Raw genomic sequence first — 16718 nt, forward strand, 5'->3', positions numbered from 1 at the left:
AGGCCTTTTATTACCGTATATGTATAAAAAATTATATTTTATTCTTCCGGTGCTGGTAATCGTGGTTGTTTTAGGCCTTTACATCAATTCGGAAATTAAATCCCATAATATTTCAGAACTTCGGAAAACTCATTCCGCATTCCTGGAACAAAATGCTCCTGAAAAGGACAAGGGTTTTTCCCGCCTGGAAAAAATTCAGAAGGGATTACCTCCCAATAAGTATTACGAACTCATGGAATATCTTACCATGAATCCGGCTCTGGGATACCCCGAACCGCATAAGGTCAAGGAAATTCATGACAGACTGCAACGCCAAAGAAAGAATAAAAGCACCCAAAAAGCTCCGGGAGATAGTGAAAAACATATATGGAATTCAAGGGGACCCAGCAATGTGGGAGGTCGCACCAGGGTGCTGCTTTTCGATCCAAATGACGCTAATGGACGGCGGGTTTTTGCGGGAGCAATAAGTGGCGGCCTATGGGTAAATGCAAACATTACCAGTGAAAGCTCCCCCTGGAAAAAAGTGGAAGGACTGCCTGCCAATCTTAATATCTCCTGTATCACTGTAGATCCAAGGGATTCTAATATCTGGTATGTAGGTACCGGTGAGCAGTATACAGGTGGAGATGTCGTGGGAACAGGAGTTTATAAGACTACAGATGGAGGCACAAGTTGGGAGAAGGTCCTGGACGTGGAGGATTTTGCCAATTCCTCCACAGGAGGGAATATAAGAGCTGTGGGAGGTGTGTTTTATATTAATGATATTGAAGCCTGGGACAATGGCAGCAGTACCGAAGTATTTATTGGCGTATCCACTCATTTATATGCCAACGCTCAAAATCCTTTGAATTTACTCGGTTTTTACGAGAAAGGATTATACGGCACCAAAGATGGAGGAAGCACCTGGACAAAGCTTATAGGTGATGATTCCTTTAACGACTTTGAAACCGATGCCGATGGCCATCTTTGGGTTGCCACCACATATTCACCGGGGGCTGAAGGTTCCAGGGGAGGAAAGATCTTTAAGAGAGAAAAAGGCGCAAACACAAATTTCACCCAAATTACGACAATTCCAAATGTGTACAGGACCGAAATCGAGGCTTCATCTACCAATTCCCAGAAATTCTACATTCTGGCAGAAGGTGTGTCTGAAGAAGCTGAAATGTTTATCACCACTGATGCTTTTGCCACAGTTTCAAAGATGAATGAACCTAGTGATGCAGATCTCGATATTCCTGCCAGTGATTTTGCCCGGGGCCAGGCTTTTTACAACCTCATGATCGAATCAGACCCTACAAATGATGATATCGTTTATGCCGGTGGAATTGATCTTTTCCGGTCAACAAACAGTGGACAAAGCTGGGAACAGATCACCAAATGGTCAAACAATGAAAATCTTAATTCGCTCTCTGTTTCTTTAGTGCATGCAGACCATCATGTAATGAAATTCAGGCCGGGGAATACCAATCAGGCTATATTTGGACATGACGGGGGCGTATCTTATGCGAGCGATCTCGCTGCGGCAAGTTCCTCTGATGTATTCATAACCCCTGAGACGGATTATATTACCACCCAGTTTTACTCCATCGCAGTAGCTCCAACTACTTTCGCGAGTGGAGATTACTTCCTGGGCGGAACGCAGGATAATGGCACCCAATTGATACAGAATGGAAATCCTGTAGGCATAGGTATTCTTGGTGGCGACGGGGCACATGCTTTTTTTGACCAGGTAGATCCAAAATATTTTATTGCCAATCTTGTTTACAACGATCTTATTGTGCTTTACAACTACGACAAGAGTGAGTACGGTTTAATAGCCAATAATGAGGACAGAGACGGCTTCTTTATCAATCCGCAGGCTCTGGACTCCAATCTTGATAAACTTTTTTCAAATGGTCCTAAAGGAACTCTTTATCGTTATGATAATCTCACAGATCTAACCTCCATAGGAGACGATGGTATTACCAATAATGATCCTGTTGCCCCCAGGAAATCCTTTAAAAATTCTCTGCTCAATACTTCTATAAGTGCAATTACGGTTTCACCATATACTACAACCAGCAGCACGGTAATGCTGGGACTAATCAACGGAAAGTTACTCAGAATTGAAAATGCAGATGGGGATCCGGCTAATGCTAACTGGAAAGACATTACCGGCTCACAATTTGTCGGAAGTATTTCTGATGTGGAATTTGGCAGCAGTGAAGACGAACTTTATGTCACCTTCTATAACTACGGTGTAAGAAGTATCTGGTATACTGCCAATGCTACCTCTTCAAATCCTACATGGGTCAACAAAGAAGGAGATCTGCCGGACCTCCCGGTATTGACTATCCTACCAAATCCATTGAACAAGAATGAAGTGATCATTGGAACTGAGCTGGGAGTTTGGGCCACAGATAATTTTAATAGCAGCTCTCCTTCCTGGGTCCAGTCCTATAATGGAATGAGTGATGTAAAAGTTACTGATCTCGACCTGAAAAAAGGAAACAACGTAGTCTATGCAGCATCTTATGGCCGCGGAATGTTCTCCGGCTTATTTAAAACTGCCCAGGAAGAAGCTGAAGAAAGAGGTGAAGTCATTGTGGAAGACAATCTTCTAATGGTTTACCCAAGCGTTTCGGGTGGAAGTTACAATCTTATTTCAGGCCAGGACTCTCCTAATATAGAGATCTATGTTTACAATATTCAGGGAAGACTTCTTAAGGTGATAAAACTGCCACTGGAAGCGAATGATCCAAAGGAATTTGATTTAGCTACAGAAGCTTCAGGAATGTACATCTTGAGAATTGAGGGCCCGAACGGAGTAACAGTTCAAAAAGTGGTGAAAAAGTAAAAACGAATTAAAAGGAATAAACCACTCCCACTCCGAGTAGTTGTTTAAATTGTACTCTTGGACCACCGGTTTCCAGTTTTCCGTCGCCGTCAAGGTCCTGCTTAAATTTCACATCATCATCATATCTTAGATGAGAGCCTACGTTGGCCTTAACATATTCATTCACTTTAAGATCCAGATTCAGTTCCCAGTCAATATCAATATTTCCGAAGTTGTTAAGATAATCTGAATACAATCTCAGCTGATTGTTCAATCCGACGTTATCAAAAACCTGCTTACTAAAAGCGCTGCTAAAAAGGAACCCGAATTCTGTCCTGATCCGCTCACCCTCCTTGAGAATGTTACCCTCTTCATCTCTAATAGCTCTTTGAACTCCAAACATCCCTTCATTGGCGAGGGTCTGGTCAAGAACAAATGTTGATTTTTGCGTCACGGGAGAGACGTAGACGGTCAGATCCTCAGTGGGAGAGGAATATTCTGTTCCCACACCCAGGAAAGCATAACCGGGTGCCATAAATTTTGAGATGGGAGCATCTGTATTAGGATACCTGTACCCGTAGGTTAGCTGCGTATTAAAATTAAATTTGGCAGAATAATAGAAATTAGAAACTGAATCCCTCCTGTAACCAAAGTTTGAATTGATCTCAAGATTGTCTTCGGTCTTTCTCAATTCTCTTCCTTCCTGCGCATTAAAGCCGTATTTAATTGAAAGGGTATTGTTCCAGTTCAATAGATCCTTTTTGTACCTCCTGCCGAACAAACCGTGAAAAAGAGCCGAAAATGAATTGTTCCCTCCAGAACTCCAATTGACGAAAGCTACTTCGCTTAAATTAAGACCAACCTTGTTAGTTTCTTTCCAGTAAGTGATCTTTTCATTAATAACCTTGGTGGTATCTGTAACAGCAGTATCAACTTCAACGGTATTTACTGCGACAGTATCAACTTTAGCCGTATCAGCTTTTAAAGTATCGGCCTTAATTGTGTCAATTATGTAAAGCTTAAATTCCCCGCCATGAGAATACGTACTGACTGCGAGAAAAAGGAGGCAAAGAAAAATTTTATGCATTAGGGTAATGAGTAATTTTTGATAAGGTCCTGTAAGTACCTTCTAATATTGTCAACGTCTATTTTCGCTATTTCTTGTAATTCTTCCACTTTTCCGTGGTCGATAAAAGAATCCGGCATTCCCAGAGATTTTACCGGGAGGTGGTAGTGATGTTCCTGTGCAAATTCCATTACTGCAGAACCGAATCCACCTTTGATCACTCCATCCTCGATCGTAACTACAGCCTGATAATTGGAAAATACTTCATGTAGTAGTTCTTCATCAAGAGGTTTGACAAATCTCATATCATAATGCCCTATTTTGTTTCTATCCTGGAAAGACATCAGAGCCTTCTGAACGTTCCTACCAATTGTTCCAACACTTAAAACCGCAATAATTGTTCCTTGCTGAAGTCTTCTTCCTTTTCCTATCAACAACTTATCAAAAGCTTGCTGCCATTCCAGTAAGGAGCCTCTCCCCCGGGGATATCTTATTGCCAGAGGTCCTCTAAGTGTTTCAGCCTGTGCTGTGTACAGCATATTCCGCAGTTCGACCTCATCCAGGGGTGCAAAGATCATCATATTGGGTATACAACGCAGGTAAGCAATATCAAAAGCACCATGATGAGTGGCACCGTCTTCGCCCACGAGTCCCGCCCGGTCAAGGCAGAAAATAACCGGTAAATTTTGAATAGCGACATCATGGATCACCTGGTCATACGCCCTTTGCAGGAAAGTGGAGTAAATTGCACAGTAAACTGTGAGTCCGCGGGTGGCCATTCCTGCTGCCAGGGTGACGGCATGTTGTTCGGCAATTCCAACATCAAAAGCACGTTCTGGAAAAGCCTCCATCATATATTTCAGGGAACTTCCGGTTGGCATAGCCGGAGTAATTCCAATAATGTTTTTATTATTTTGGGCCAATTCAACCAGGGTGAGTCCAAATACATCCTGGAACTTTAAAGGTAATTCTACAGAATCCCCGGGGATAAGTTCACCTGTTTCAGGTTCAAATTTCCCCGGAGCATGATATCTTACCTGGTCCTCCTCCGCCTTTTTAAGACCCTTTCCTTTCCTTGTAATGACATGAAGGAACTTCGGCCCTTTGATTTGCTTTAGTTCTTCCAGAGTGTTAGTAAGACTTTCAAGATCGTGCCCGTCTACAGGTCCGAAATACTTGAAATTAAGGGCTTCAATAATATTTGCCTGTTTTGGTTTGTATCCAACCCTCGCTTTGGTGAGGTAATTCTTAAGGGCCCCAACGCTGGGATCAATTCCAATAGCATTGTCATTGAGGATGATCAACAGATTTGCTTTGGTTACCCCGGCATGGTTAAGACCTTCAAAGGCCATCCCGCTGGCAATTGAAGCGTCCCCAATTACTGCTATATGCTGTTTCTCAATTTCCCCCTTAAGATTTGAAGCTATAGCCATTCCCAGGGCAGCCGAAATTGAGGTGGAGGAATGCCCTACTCCAAAAGTATCATATTTGCTTTCGCTCCTTTTTGGAAATCCGCTAATCCCGTGAAGTTGCCGGTTAGTATCGAAATTATCTCTTCTTCCGGTAATGATCTTATGGCCATAGGCCTGGTGCCCCACATCCCATACCAGGAGATCTTCGGGAGTATTAAAGACATAATGCAGCGCTAAAGTAAGTTCAACTACCCCAAGGCTGGCACCTAAATGTCCTTCTTTTGTGGCTACTATTTCAATGATGAATTTCCGAAGTTCTGCCGCCAGCTGCGGAAGCTTTTCAGGTGCAATTTTTCGCAGATCTGCAGGAGAATTTACCGTATCAAGTATAGATTTTGCCATAAAGGCCAAAGGTACATTTTGAAATTGTATTTTTGAATATGCAAATGCTTTTTGACGACAGCTATTTTATGAAAAAAGCGCTCGAAGAGGCGCAGCAGGCGTACGGGAAAGGAGAAATTCCCGTGGGCGTAGTGATTGTGGCAAAACAACAGATCATAGCCCGCGGCCATAACCTTACCGAACTCCTCAACGACGTGACAGCGCATGCAGAAATGCAGGCCATTACCGCGGCTGCTAATTTCCTTGGGGGGAAATATCTTATCGATTGTACGATGTACGTGACTCTCGAGCCCTGCCAAATGTGTGCCGGAGCACTCTACTGGAGCCAGATCTCCAATCTGGTCTTTGCAGCTTCAGATCCTGAAAGAGGCTACAGAAAGATGGGTGCTAAACTTCATCCAAAAACCAAGGTCAAAAATGGCATTTTAGAAGAGGAAGCGTCAGAGCTGCTGAAGCGGTTCTTTATCGAGAAGAGAAATTTGAATTAGACCGCTGCGCTACAAGAAGCAAGAATCAAAAAGAGAACCAAGAACCAAGAACCAAGAACCTAGACTTTTGTTGAGAGTAACCCTGTCAGCGGCTTTGAGCACTGACAGCGGTTGATGAAAAAAGACCTGCAAGATTTTGAAAACCTTGTAGGTCAGGTGGGAAATAACCCTTTCAGGGTTTAGAACCCTGAAAGGGTTAATGACGCATAATTTATTGAGTTATTAATACCCAATCTACCAGCACTTCTGCTTTTCCTTGTTTTATGAGATCCACAGTTGATTGTGGGAGCCCGTTATAGGGTTCTTCCACTCCGTTGGTTTTGTAAGGATAAGCTCCACCCAAAGCAAGATTAAGGATCAGGTATTTGGGATTGTCAAAAGCCCATTTACCATAGTGTTCTACCATAGGCTTGGTTGTGCGGTAGATCAACCTGCCGTCCACTCTAAAGTCAAAACCTTCGGGTGTCCAGTCAACCGAATACACATGCCAGCCTGTTGCATCCTCGCCTTCGGGGAAAAAATACTTATTGACCAGCGGAGTCTCTCCGGAATAATCAGGGCCGTGTAGAGCGACCCCTATCCAATCTGTTTCTCCCACATATTCCATAATATCGATCTCTCCGGTTTCGGGCCAGTCACCGCCTCCAAGAGCCCAGAAAGCCGGCCAAAATCCCGAACCTTCAGGCAACTTCATTCTTGCAGCCGCAGTACCATAGGTGAACATTACCTTGTCACGGGTGTTGATCCTTCCGGAAATAAAATCAAAATCATAATCCCGGTAATTGATAAAGTCGGGACTGTAGTGCGCCTTAAGCACCAATGCATTTTCAGCTTCCTTAGCGTCGTCACCTTTTACCGTAAATACAGTTGCGGCAGAGTCTATATAGATCTGCTGCTCATTATTCACCCAAAAGTCGGGACCCTGAACATTCCACTTCTCGCGGTCGAGAGAACTTCGGGAGAAATCATCAAAGAAAAGGGTATCTGCAGTTGGAGGCTGGAATTCCTGGGAATACATATTCTCTGAAACCAATAGCACGAGAGCCAAAAAAGGCATTCTTAAAAGGTTTTTCATAGTTTGGTTACTCTAATATAATCCACATAAAATTTCTTCGGAAAAATGGAATCATCCACATCGGGTCCGCCAAAGTTTCCGCCTACTGCCATGTTGATAAGGAAGTAAAAAGGTTTCCGGAAAGGATAATGCGCCTCATCATACTTTTCTGGAACAAATTTATATATGGACTTCCCATCGATGAAGAATTCAATATAATCTTCTGTCCAAACTGCCTTATAGAGGTGGAAGCCTTCTTCTATGTCCTCTATAAATACCTTTTTAGTGTTGATGGTATTCCCATGGCTGGCAGGAGTGTGCAGAGAAGTAAAAACCCTTTGCGGTTCCCTCCCAACATATTCCATGATGTCGACCTCTCCAGAAGCGGGCCAGCCAACTTCAGCAATATCATGACCCAGCATCCAAACTGCAGGCCAAAGGCCTTTACCTTCAGCTACTTTAGCTCTCACCTCGATCTCTCCATACTTAAATTCAACTTTATCTTTTGAATTGATCTTCCCGGAGAAATATTTATCCCCTTCCTTAACTGCGGTTAGTACTAAATTGCCATCCTTCACCTCAACATAATTGCGATCGTAAATTTGCAATTCATTATTCCCCCAGCCGCAAAGGTTGGGACAGCCGTCACCTTCTTCATAACTCCAGTGCTCCATATTGAGCTCTTCCCCATCAAAATGCTCTTCAAAGATGACCTGTGAAGTAGCCGAAAAAGAAAGACTTAAGCATAAGGTGCCAAAAAAGGTATTTTTGAGGCTGTTTCTTTTTATCATTTTAATCTGAATTTTGCTGTTTTAAGATCTTTGGAATTTCCTCCAACCATCACTTCAAACTGCCCCGGTTCTGCCGCCCATTCCTTATTGGCATTATAGAACTCAAGCAATTCTGTCCCTATATTAAAGGTAACAGTTTTTGAGGCGCCCGGCTCCAGTTCAACTAATTCAAAACCTTTAAGTTCTATAATTGGTCTTGTGGTGCTGGCAACCAAATCCCGAAGATAAAGCTGCACAACTTCCTTACCCTTTTTAGATCCGGTGTTAGTAAGTTTCACTGAAACTTCAATATTTCTGCCAGACTCCATTTCTTCGGCAGAAAGCTGCAGGTCACTGTATTCAAAAGTGGTATAGCTAAGCCCAAAGCCGAAAGGATAAAGAGCATCATTTCTCTCATCTGTATAAGCCGAATAAGTCACATCTGTAGGATTACTTGGACGACCGGTCATCTTTTGGTTATAATATAATGGCTCCTGCCCTACTGCTCTTGGGAAGGATACAGGTAATTTTCCGGAAGGATTGTATTTTCCAAAGAGAACATCAGCAATAGCATTTCCACTTTCGGTTCCAAGTTGCCACGCAACAACAATTGCAGGAATGTTCTCTGCAGCCCATGTGATCTCAAGTGGTCTACCGTTTTGAAGCACCAATACAATATTTTTGTTAACTGCGTATATTTCCTGCATAAGTTCCTGTTGAACGCCTGCAAGACCAATATTTACCTGACTTCTTCCTTCCCCACTCTGGAAAGCATCCTCCCCAAGTGCAAGTATCACCACATCTGCCTTTTTAGCAGCATCAACAGCTGCTTTAAAACCTGACTTATCTGTAGTATTTATTTTTAGCGGCTTAAGAAAACTACGTTCGCCCATCCCAAGATCTGCTCCTTTGGCATAAGTTACTTTCGCGTTCTTTCCAACAGCATTTCGTACTCCTTCAAGGATAGAGACTGCCGAATTTGCTTCGCCCTGTGCTCTCCAGTTCCCGATTGGGGTGTCCTTATCATCTGCAAGTGGACCAATAACTACAATATTCTTTGCAGAAGCGACTAGTGGCAGAAGGTTTTTCTCATTTTTTAGAAGTACAATTGACTTTTTAGCAACATCTCTGGCAACTTGTCTGTGCTCGTCAAAATTGATCTTTTTGATAGCTTCAGGATCTGAATAGCGGTAAGGATCTTCAAACAATCCTAATTTAAATTTAACTCTTAGTACTCTTTTTACAGCATCATCAATTAAGGCTTCATCAACTTTTCCTTCCTTTACCAGGTTAACAAGTCCGGTTTCGTATGCTCCTCCTTCCATGTCCATGTCGCTTCCTGCTTTGACAGCGATTTCAGCGGCATGAGTTAGATCTTCGGCGAAACCATGGTCTCTCATTTCGGCAATTGATCCCCAGTCTGATACTATAAATCCATCCCAATTCCAGTCACCTTTGAGGATATCACGTTGCAGGTATTTGCTTCCGGTTGCGGGAGTTCCGTCGAGATCGTTAAAAGCATTCATAAAAGTTGCCACTCCGGCTTTGGCAGCGGCTTTAAATGGAGGCAGTATCGTATTGTGTAGTTCGTTATCTCCCACATGTACTGTATTGTAATCACGTCCCGCTTCAGCAAAACCATACCCGGCAAAGTGCTTGGCAGTTGCCGCTATGCTGGCAGGATTAGAAAGATCATCTCCCTGGTAACCTCTAATTTTAGCTTCGGCAACGCGAGAGGTAAGGAAAGGGTCTTCACCTGCTCCTTCCATAATACGCCCCCAGCGGGCATCACGGGAAATATCGATCATGGGAGCAAAAGTCCAGTTCACTCCATCTGCCGCAGCTTCAAGAGCAGAAATGCGGGCGGTTTCTTCCATGGCTTCAAGATCCCAGCTCGCGGTTTCTCCCAGAGGAACCGGAAACATAGTTCTGTGTCCATGGATCACATCATACCCAAACATAAGAGGGATCTTGATCCTGGAGTTTTCCATGATCAATTTTTGGGCTTCCAGGGTCGCATCAACAGATAATACATTAAGCATAGAACCAACAAGTCCCTGCTTAAGCCTTTCCTCCCGGTATTGATTTTGATCTCCTGTGGCAGGCCCTGTAAGATCCCAGGTGCCGCTGTACTGCATCATTTGTCCTACTTTCTCTTCAAGAGTCATTATTGACAGGAGTGAGTCGACTTTTGCCTCCACATCCTGTACAGAGCTTTTTATATTGCTTTCCTGCGCTGAAGTCGTTAAGACCGGAAACAGACAGACCAGGAGTAATAAACCTTTTTTCATTTTGTTATTTATTATAGGTGTTAATGATCGAATATTGAATCTTATTTTATGACGTTAAGGGTGGTTTTTAAATCTTTTATAATTATTTCAAATTCCCCGGGTTCTACCAGAGATTCTCCTTTGGGAGTAAAATAAGCCAGATCTTTTGCGCCGATCTCGAAACTCACGGTTTTCGATTCTCCGGGTTCCAGGTAGATCTTTTCAAATCTTCGCAACCTCTTCACATCCGGCGTGCTTTGACTGGCATACAGATCTGAAGTGAACAATTCCACCACTTCTTTTCCTGCTATCTTACCGGTGTTGGTGACAGTAACTTCTACCATAAAACTGCCGGTAGTATTTATGGCAGCTTTATCCAATTTAAGATCTGAATATTCAAAAGTGGTATAGCTTAATCCATCTCCAAAAAAGAACTGCGGATTATAATCTGCCTCATAATTGTAAACTCCCTCGGCTTTTGCCTGCTCTTCAGAAGGTTTATGGATGTAAGGAATCAAGGCATTTGGATAGCGCGGATAGGTATACGGGAGTTTTCCGGAAGGATTTACGTCTCCGAATAAAATATCGGCCAGTGCATCTCCCCCAAAATTTCCGGGAAGATAGGTTTGAACAATGGCCTTCATATCTCTCTCAAACTTACTGATAATCCGGGGGCGCCCTTCGTTGAGGACAAGAATCACGGGGGTACCGGTCTTTGCAAGTGCTCTGGCTAATTCCGTTTGATGGTCAGACAGGTAGAGATCATTGAGATCCCCCGGCTTTTCAGTATAAGTATTTTCACCAACAGCAAGGATCACGTAATCCACATTCTTAGCTGCGGTTATGGCTTGCTCAAAATCAACTTTTTCATCCTCGTAATACTTCCCGTCTTCAACATAGGAAACTCCCGGCACGAATGTGACATTTTCATTGCCTATCTCATTCTGAACAGCCTCGAGGATAGTATTGTAGGATTCAGCAAACTCGGGCGTTTTCTCTCCCTGCCATGAGTAAGTCCAGGCTCCGTTAAGGGTGCGCATTGAATTCACATTTGGCCCGGTGACGAGCACCTTCACACTCTTGTTTAGCGGAAGAATATTCCCCTCATTTTTCAGCAGCGTAATGGACTCCGCTGCCATGTCATAAGCGGCTCTCTCAAATTCCTTACTGCCGAATTTTGGATAGTTCTTGTAATGAGTTACAGGAGTTTCGAAAAGATTAAGTGCCAGTTTCACTTTTAATATCCTTCTTACGGCATCATCTATTCTCGATTCTTTTACTTCGCCAGATTTTACAAGGTCAACAAGATTATCAAAGAATATCTCATATTGATAAGGAACCATTGACATATCTATGCCCGCATTAATAGCCATTTTGATAGCCTCCCTGTCATTTTCGGCAACGCGATCGCGGCGGTGCAGGTTTTCAATATCTGCCCAGTCGGTCACCACCAAACCTTCGAATCCTAACTCCTCCTTAAGTAAGGATGTAAGCAATTCATAATTCGCATGCACCGGAATGCCGTTTATAATCCCGGAGTTTATCATTATGGTGTGAGCGCCGGCATCTACTGCGGCTTTAAAGGGTGGCAGGTGATATTCTCTTAAAGCATCGATTGGAATATAAGCAGGAGTCCTGTCCTTTCCGGAAATAACTGCGTGATATCCCAAAAAGTGCTTTAGAGTAGAGGCTACATGTTCTGGATGACCTATATTATTATTTTCTCCTTCGTAACCATCTGTCATTGCAACTCCAAGCACAGACGCCAGGTAAGGATCTTCTCCAAAGGTTTCCCACATACGGGAGAACCTTGGATCCATCCCAAGATCGAGTACTGGCGAAAAATTCCAGGGAATACCACTGGCACGGGTTTCATAAGCGGTGATCTGTGCCCCACGCTTTACCAGTTCAGGATTTCTGCTGGCACCCTGACCTATTTGCTGCGGAAACATTGTAGCACCCGCAGTATATGTGGCACCATGGATCATATCCACTCCATAAATAATCGGAATTCCCAACCTGGTTTCAGCCTTATTGACATCCTGAATTTCTTTTATGATCTCATACCATTGTTCTGGTGGAAGGGCTCTGTTACCAGCAGTATTCAGAAAGGAACCTACGTGATATTCGGAAACAGCCTTTTTCATCAATTCTTTATCCAATGAAAATGGTTCATAACTGGAGAAGCGATTTTCGCCTTTACCAATGACATCCAAAGTGGCTTGTGTCATCTGACCCACTTTTTCCTCCAGGGTCATTTTCGACAGCAATTCATCTGCTCTTGTTGAGATTTCTGTCTTAGAGGACAAATTTCTGGTATCCTGAGCTTTTACTCCACAACCTGTGGTGAAAATGATGCCTAAACCTATTATAAATCGTGTAATTTTCATATTATCAAAATATTTGCAGGGATTCTGTTATTTTTGGCGGGTCAGCATAATCTGCTCCAGTTTAAACTCGCCATCCTTAGTTAAAAATCTTAGCTGATTTTCCCCTTTTTGAAGAGGGATTTCGCTAATGCTGGTTTCCGTCCATTTATTATCACTACCGGGCACGACGAAAGCCGGATATTCTTTTCCATTCACCTGGACGGCAGCTTTTCCTGGTGTGCCAGCTGCGGTTCTAAAGGCAAGTTGAAATTTGCCATTTTTAGATACTGTAAAAGTGTATTGCATCCACTCCCCTTCCTCGAGGTCACCAACGTATACATCATCATAACTCTTCCTGGTTCCCATGGGAAAGATATCCACTCCGTCATTTCGGTATGTCCTGCCGTTATTCCAACTCTGTCTGTCTCCACCTGTAGAGATGTAATAATTGCCGGCCACATTGTCGTGGTAGGCTACTCCTATTTTTCCCATATCATAATTCGCAGCCTTAAGAATTCCGGAATCCTCTATGAATACTTTCGAAAACGGAATTGCTTTATCTGAATGCGGCTGCCTTATCATCGCGTCAACAACACCTTTATGATAATAATTGTTTTCAAGTTTGGTATTTTCAGCAAGTTGCATGAAGGCGGAATAAGCTTCTTCTTCGGAAGGTTTTTCAGCTTCTCCCCGCCAGTACTGAAGTATTTGCTCATATCCCGCATTCACCGGCACCTCAAGCGGATTATTAAAGCCCAGTTTTTTAAGAGGCCACCAGCACCAGCCAATATTATTCTCCTCCATCAATTTTATAGCATCGGTGAACCAGACATTTGAATTTTCTCCTGTTTCTCCCAGCCATACAGGAGTATTATATTTTTCCCTGAAGTCAAGAAACTTTTGAATGGAAGCTGTGTCGTTATAATTCCAGTATTTGTGAAAGCTAATGACCATATTATCATCCCAGGGCGGCAGAATACCATTGTAATTATTCCCCCAGCCATTTCCCTCTATGATAATGATATGATTCTTATCTACCTCCCGAATGGCTTCGGTGATCTCCACCATTAACTTTTTAAGCGGTGCATTATGAGTGTCCTCCAGTCCGTTTTTATTCTTACCTTCCTCAAAGGTCCAATTGGGCTCGTTAATGAGGTCGTAACCACCTATCCATGGCTCGTCCTTATATCTTTCAGCAAGTTTTTTCCATAGAGCCACCAGTTTTTGCTGGTTTTCTCCACTTTCCCACAGAGAAGGCTTAGAGGGATCACGATCTGAAATATTGACATCATGCCCCTGCCCTCCCGGTGCAGCATGCATATCTAAAATTAGATACATCTGGTTTGCCTCAGCCCAACTCAAAAGAGAATCGGTCATTTGAAAGCCTTTTTCGAGCCAGGTATTTTTTCCCTGTACAGGTTCATCTTCTACGGGAAGGGTGTACAGGTTGAAATGCATAGGAAGCCTTACTGAATTAAAGCCCCAGCTCTTTAATGAATCAACATCAATTTTCCGGGTATGATTGGCTAACCAGGCCCCATAGAATTCAGCTGTTTTTTGCTCGCCGATTAATTCTTCAATTTGTTTCCTGATCACATACTGCTGCCCCGAAAAAGGTACTTTTAGCATGTAACCTTCCTGCAGCATATGGCCTCCCAGGCCTATTCCTCTTAACAGGACATTTTCCCCATTCCTATCGACGATCTTTTGATCCTGAGTATGTAAAAACTCAGAACTCGGGATTTGCTGGGAAAAACAACCAGGAGAAATGGCTAAAAAAAATGTTATGAGGATATTTTTCATTTTAATTGTTTTTCCGGGTGAACTTTTAAGCCTCCCCACAGCGGTTTTAAAAAGGTAAAATTTGTGTATGTCTTCTTTTCAATTGGTACCCCGTTCTCTACGAGTAGTAAAGTCCGCTGTTAATTCAAGCCCGTTTTACTTCTTTTACTATTGATATATTCTAACATAATCAACTTCCATAGTTGATGATGTAAAGTCAGGATCTATTGTGAACCAACTTCCTCCCATTGCTACGTTCAAAATCAGGAACTGGCTGGCATCAAACGGCCAGGTTTCACTATTCTTGTTTGCCGGTTTGTAGGTATAGTGAACAACACCATCAACTGAAAAAACAATTTCATAGTCGTCCCATTCAACCGCATAAACATGAAATGCTGCTGAAACATCATCGATATTTTGGGCTCCATGATTAACCGTGTTTCCGAAACTGGAAGAGGTATGCAAAGCACTTTGAACTACCCCCTGGTTGTGCCCCCAATGTTCCATAATGTCAATCTCCCCGCATGCCGGCCAACCTACTGTTCGTATATTTGATCCTAACATCCAGATGGCTGGCCAGGTGCCTTCACCATAAGGAAGTTTTGCTCTAACTTCAACTCTCCCATAGGTAAAGTCGAATTTCCCTTCGGTTAGTATACGGGCTGAGGTATATGAGGAGCTTCCATAATTTTCTTTTTTGGCAGTGATCTTCAATAAACCTTCTTCGACTTTCACGTTTTCTGGCCTATCCGTGTAATATTGCTTTTCTCCGTTCCCCCAACCGTTACTTCCAGTACCAATATCATAGCCCCACTTTGAATTGTCAGGACTTCCATCTATATCAAATTCATCTGAAAAGACCAGGTTGTCAAAGGGCGGTCTTTCCACAAGAATTTGTATTTGTTTAAAGGTATTTATGAAATCATTGGTTTTGGAATAGGCAGACACAGATACTGAATAATTATTTAGCTCCCTTCTGGTATAAGTGTACTCAACTGTTCCTGTTGTGTCTGTCACAACTGTACCATCTCCAAACCTGAATTCATATTTAATTGCATTCGTTGCCTTCGCAACCACCTGGATCATACCACTACCATCTCCAAATGGATTGTTCTCATCGGCGCCAACTACCGAAATATCTAAGGTGAGATTGGTAGGAAGAACTTGTTCCGGCTCAGGTGTTGGTGGATAAATCTCGTCATCGGCACCTCCTGAACAGGATAATAGTAGTCCTAACCCTATAATTATTATAGGATTGAGGTATCTAAAACATATTATCATAATAAGCTGGAAATAAATCCTTTTGATAAAAAAGAGGGCATAATTGCCCTCTTTTTTATCTTAACCTTTTAAAAGGAAAAGGACACTGTTTAAAACAGGCTGCAGTTTTAATTTAGAAGATCTTATTTAGACTGCTAACTTTCATTTCTCACTCCTCAGATTCCTCTGCTTCCCCGGAGTCCTCAGGTACGAATACCCACGTCCAACCAGTACCAAATCCATTACCTGGAACATACAACACTAATTGGTCTTCTGTTAATGAAACTATATCATATACTCCAGCAGGATTACCTACAACAGCACCATATTCATTTCCTGATCCTAAAATATTACCATCACTAATTATTAGTTTTTGGTTTTTAACATCAAGAACAAAACTACTTAATTGGCCTTCAGCATCTGCATCGGCATAATAGGTGTAATTGGCTGCACCATCTAAATCAAATGTCATTTTGCCCGAGGCATCTGACGGAGGACAACAGTCCCCGGCAGCGTTCCACCATGCAGTCCAGGCACTAGCTTTATCCCCGGGAGGAGACATAAACCACCACAACCGCCCATCAGACCCAGGACCTCCATCAAAAACCCAGGTTTTACCTTCGGCTGTATTTTCGCTGACAAGATCGTACCAGTCCTGATCCAGTGCATGAGTAAGCTCCTCTACCTCAACTTCGATTGTTTTTGTAAAAAACTCACTACCTAAAGTTCCTACATAAGTAAAAGTCGCTGTTCCAGGAATGGGGTAAACAAAAGTCGTTTCGTTCGTGAGTGCCTTCCCAAGGTTATAATCCCAATAACCGGTTATACCCGGTGTGGTCATTTCAAGGGTAATTTCATTACCTCCTGGTGTACTTTGGGTAGCTATTAACTCTACACCCTCCACATTAGTCGTATTTCGCAATTCTTGCTCATCTACCTCCGGTTCACAACCTGAGAACAACAGAACAACAGAAGCAAGAAACAGACTGCTTATTTTATTAATTTTCATATCTCTGTATTTTTATATTAT

The 16718-nt window shown here is 42.8% G+C and carries 11 protein-coding genes; 2 read left to right on the forward strand and 9 right to left on the reverse strand.

The genetic code is table 11. The features are described from left to right. Positions 1–19: 19 nt before the first annotated feature. Positions 20–2836 (forward strand): T9SS type A sorting domain-containing protein, encoded by a 2817-nt coding sequence (locus G564_RS18365; protein WP_051205259.1) that lies wholly within the window; start codon positions 20–22, stop codon positions 2834–2836. 7 nt (positions 2837–2843) lie between these two features. On the opposite strand, the gene G564_RS0102310 is transcribed toward G564_RS18365, so the two are convergent. Next, positions 2844–3902, reverse strand: coding sequence for a DUF3078 domain-containing protein (locus G564_RS0102310; RefSeq protein WP_037373354.1), 1059 nt, complete (start codon positions 3900–3902; stop codon positions 2844–2846). After that, positions 3902–5695, reverse strand: a complete 1794-nt coding sequence (dxs, locus tag G564_RS0102315) for a 1-deoxy-D-xylulose-5-phosphate synthase (RefSeq protein ID WP_029036236.1) — start codon at positions 5693–5695, stop codon at positions 3902–3904. Before dxs ends, G564_RS0102310 begins: the two co-directional genes overlap by 1 nt. Before the next feature lie 38 nt (positions 5696–5733). On the opposite strand from dxs, the gene G564_RS0102320 reads away from it, so the two are divergent. After that, positions 5734–6183, forward strand: coding sequence for a nucleoside deaminase (locus G564_RS0102320; protein WP_029036237.1), 450 nt, complete (start codon positions 5734–5736; stop codon positions 6181–6183). Positions 6184–6394: 211 nt separating this feature from the next. On the opposite strand, the gene G564_RS0102325 is transcribed toward G564_RS0102320, so the two are convergent. From G564_RS0102325 to G564_RS0102355, 7 genes are all read right to left on the reverse strand, one after another. Next, positions 6395–7258 (reverse strand): glycoside hydrolase family 16 protein, encoded by an 864-nt coding sequence (locus G564_RS0102325; protein ID WP_029036238.1) that lies wholly within the window; start codon positions 7256–7258, stop codon positions 6395–6397. Then, positions 7255–8028: a glycoside hydrolase family 16 protein gene (locus tag G564_RS0102330; protein WP_037373356.1), complete on the reverse strand. Its 774-nt coding sequence runs from the start codon at positions 8026–8028 to the stop codon at positions 7255–7257. Before G564_RS0102330 ends, G564_RS0102325 begins: the two co-directional genes overlap by 4 nt. Then, positions 8025–10298 (reverse strand): beta-glucosidase BglX, encoded by a 2274-nt coding sequence (bglX, locus tag G564_RS0102335; protein WP_029036240.1) that lies wholly within the window; start codon positions 10296–10298, stop codon positions 8025–8027. Before bglX ends, G564_RS0102330 begins: the two co-directional genes overlap by 4 nt. 41 nt (positions 10299–10339) lie before the next feature. Continuing rightward, the gene (locus G564_RS0102340) at positions 10340–12667 is read right to left on the reverse strand and encodes a glycoside hydrolase family 3 N-terminal domain-containing protein (RefSeq protein ID WP_029036241.1); all 2328 of its coding nucleotides are present in this window, start codon (positions 12665–12667) and stop codon (positions 10340–10342) included. A 27-nt stretch (positions 12668–12694) separates the two neighbouring features. Continuing rightward, the gene (locus tag G564_RS0102345) at positions 12695–14449 is read right to left on the reverse strand and encodes a cellulase family glycosylhydrolase (RefSeq protein WP_029036242.1); all 1755 of its coding nucleotides are present in this window, start codon (positions 14447–14449) and stop codon (positions 12695–12697) included. A gap of 147 nt (positions 14450–14596) precedes the next feature. Beyond that, positions 14597–15709: a glycoside hydrolase family 16 protein gene (locus G564_RS0102350; RefSeq protein ID WP_084625567.1), complete on the reverse strand. Its 1113-nt coding sequence runs from the start codon at positions 15707–15709 to the stop codon at positions 14597–14599. Positions 15710–15857: 148 nt separating this feature from the next. Next, positions 15858–16697 carry a hypothetical protein gene (locus G564_RS0102355; protein WP_029036244.1) on the reverse strand — a complete coding sequence of 280 codons (840 nt, stop codon included), beginning with the start codon at positions 16695–16697 and terminating at the stop codon, positions 15858–15860. Positions 16698–16718 lie beyond the last annotated feature (21 nt).

The sequence above is a fragment of the Salinimicrobium xinjiangense DSM 19287 genome, from assembly GCF_000423585.1.
Classification (GTDB): domain Bacteria; phylum Bacteroidota; class Bacteroidia; order Flavobacteriales; family Flavobacteriaceae; genus Salinimicrobium; species Salinimicrobium xinjiangense.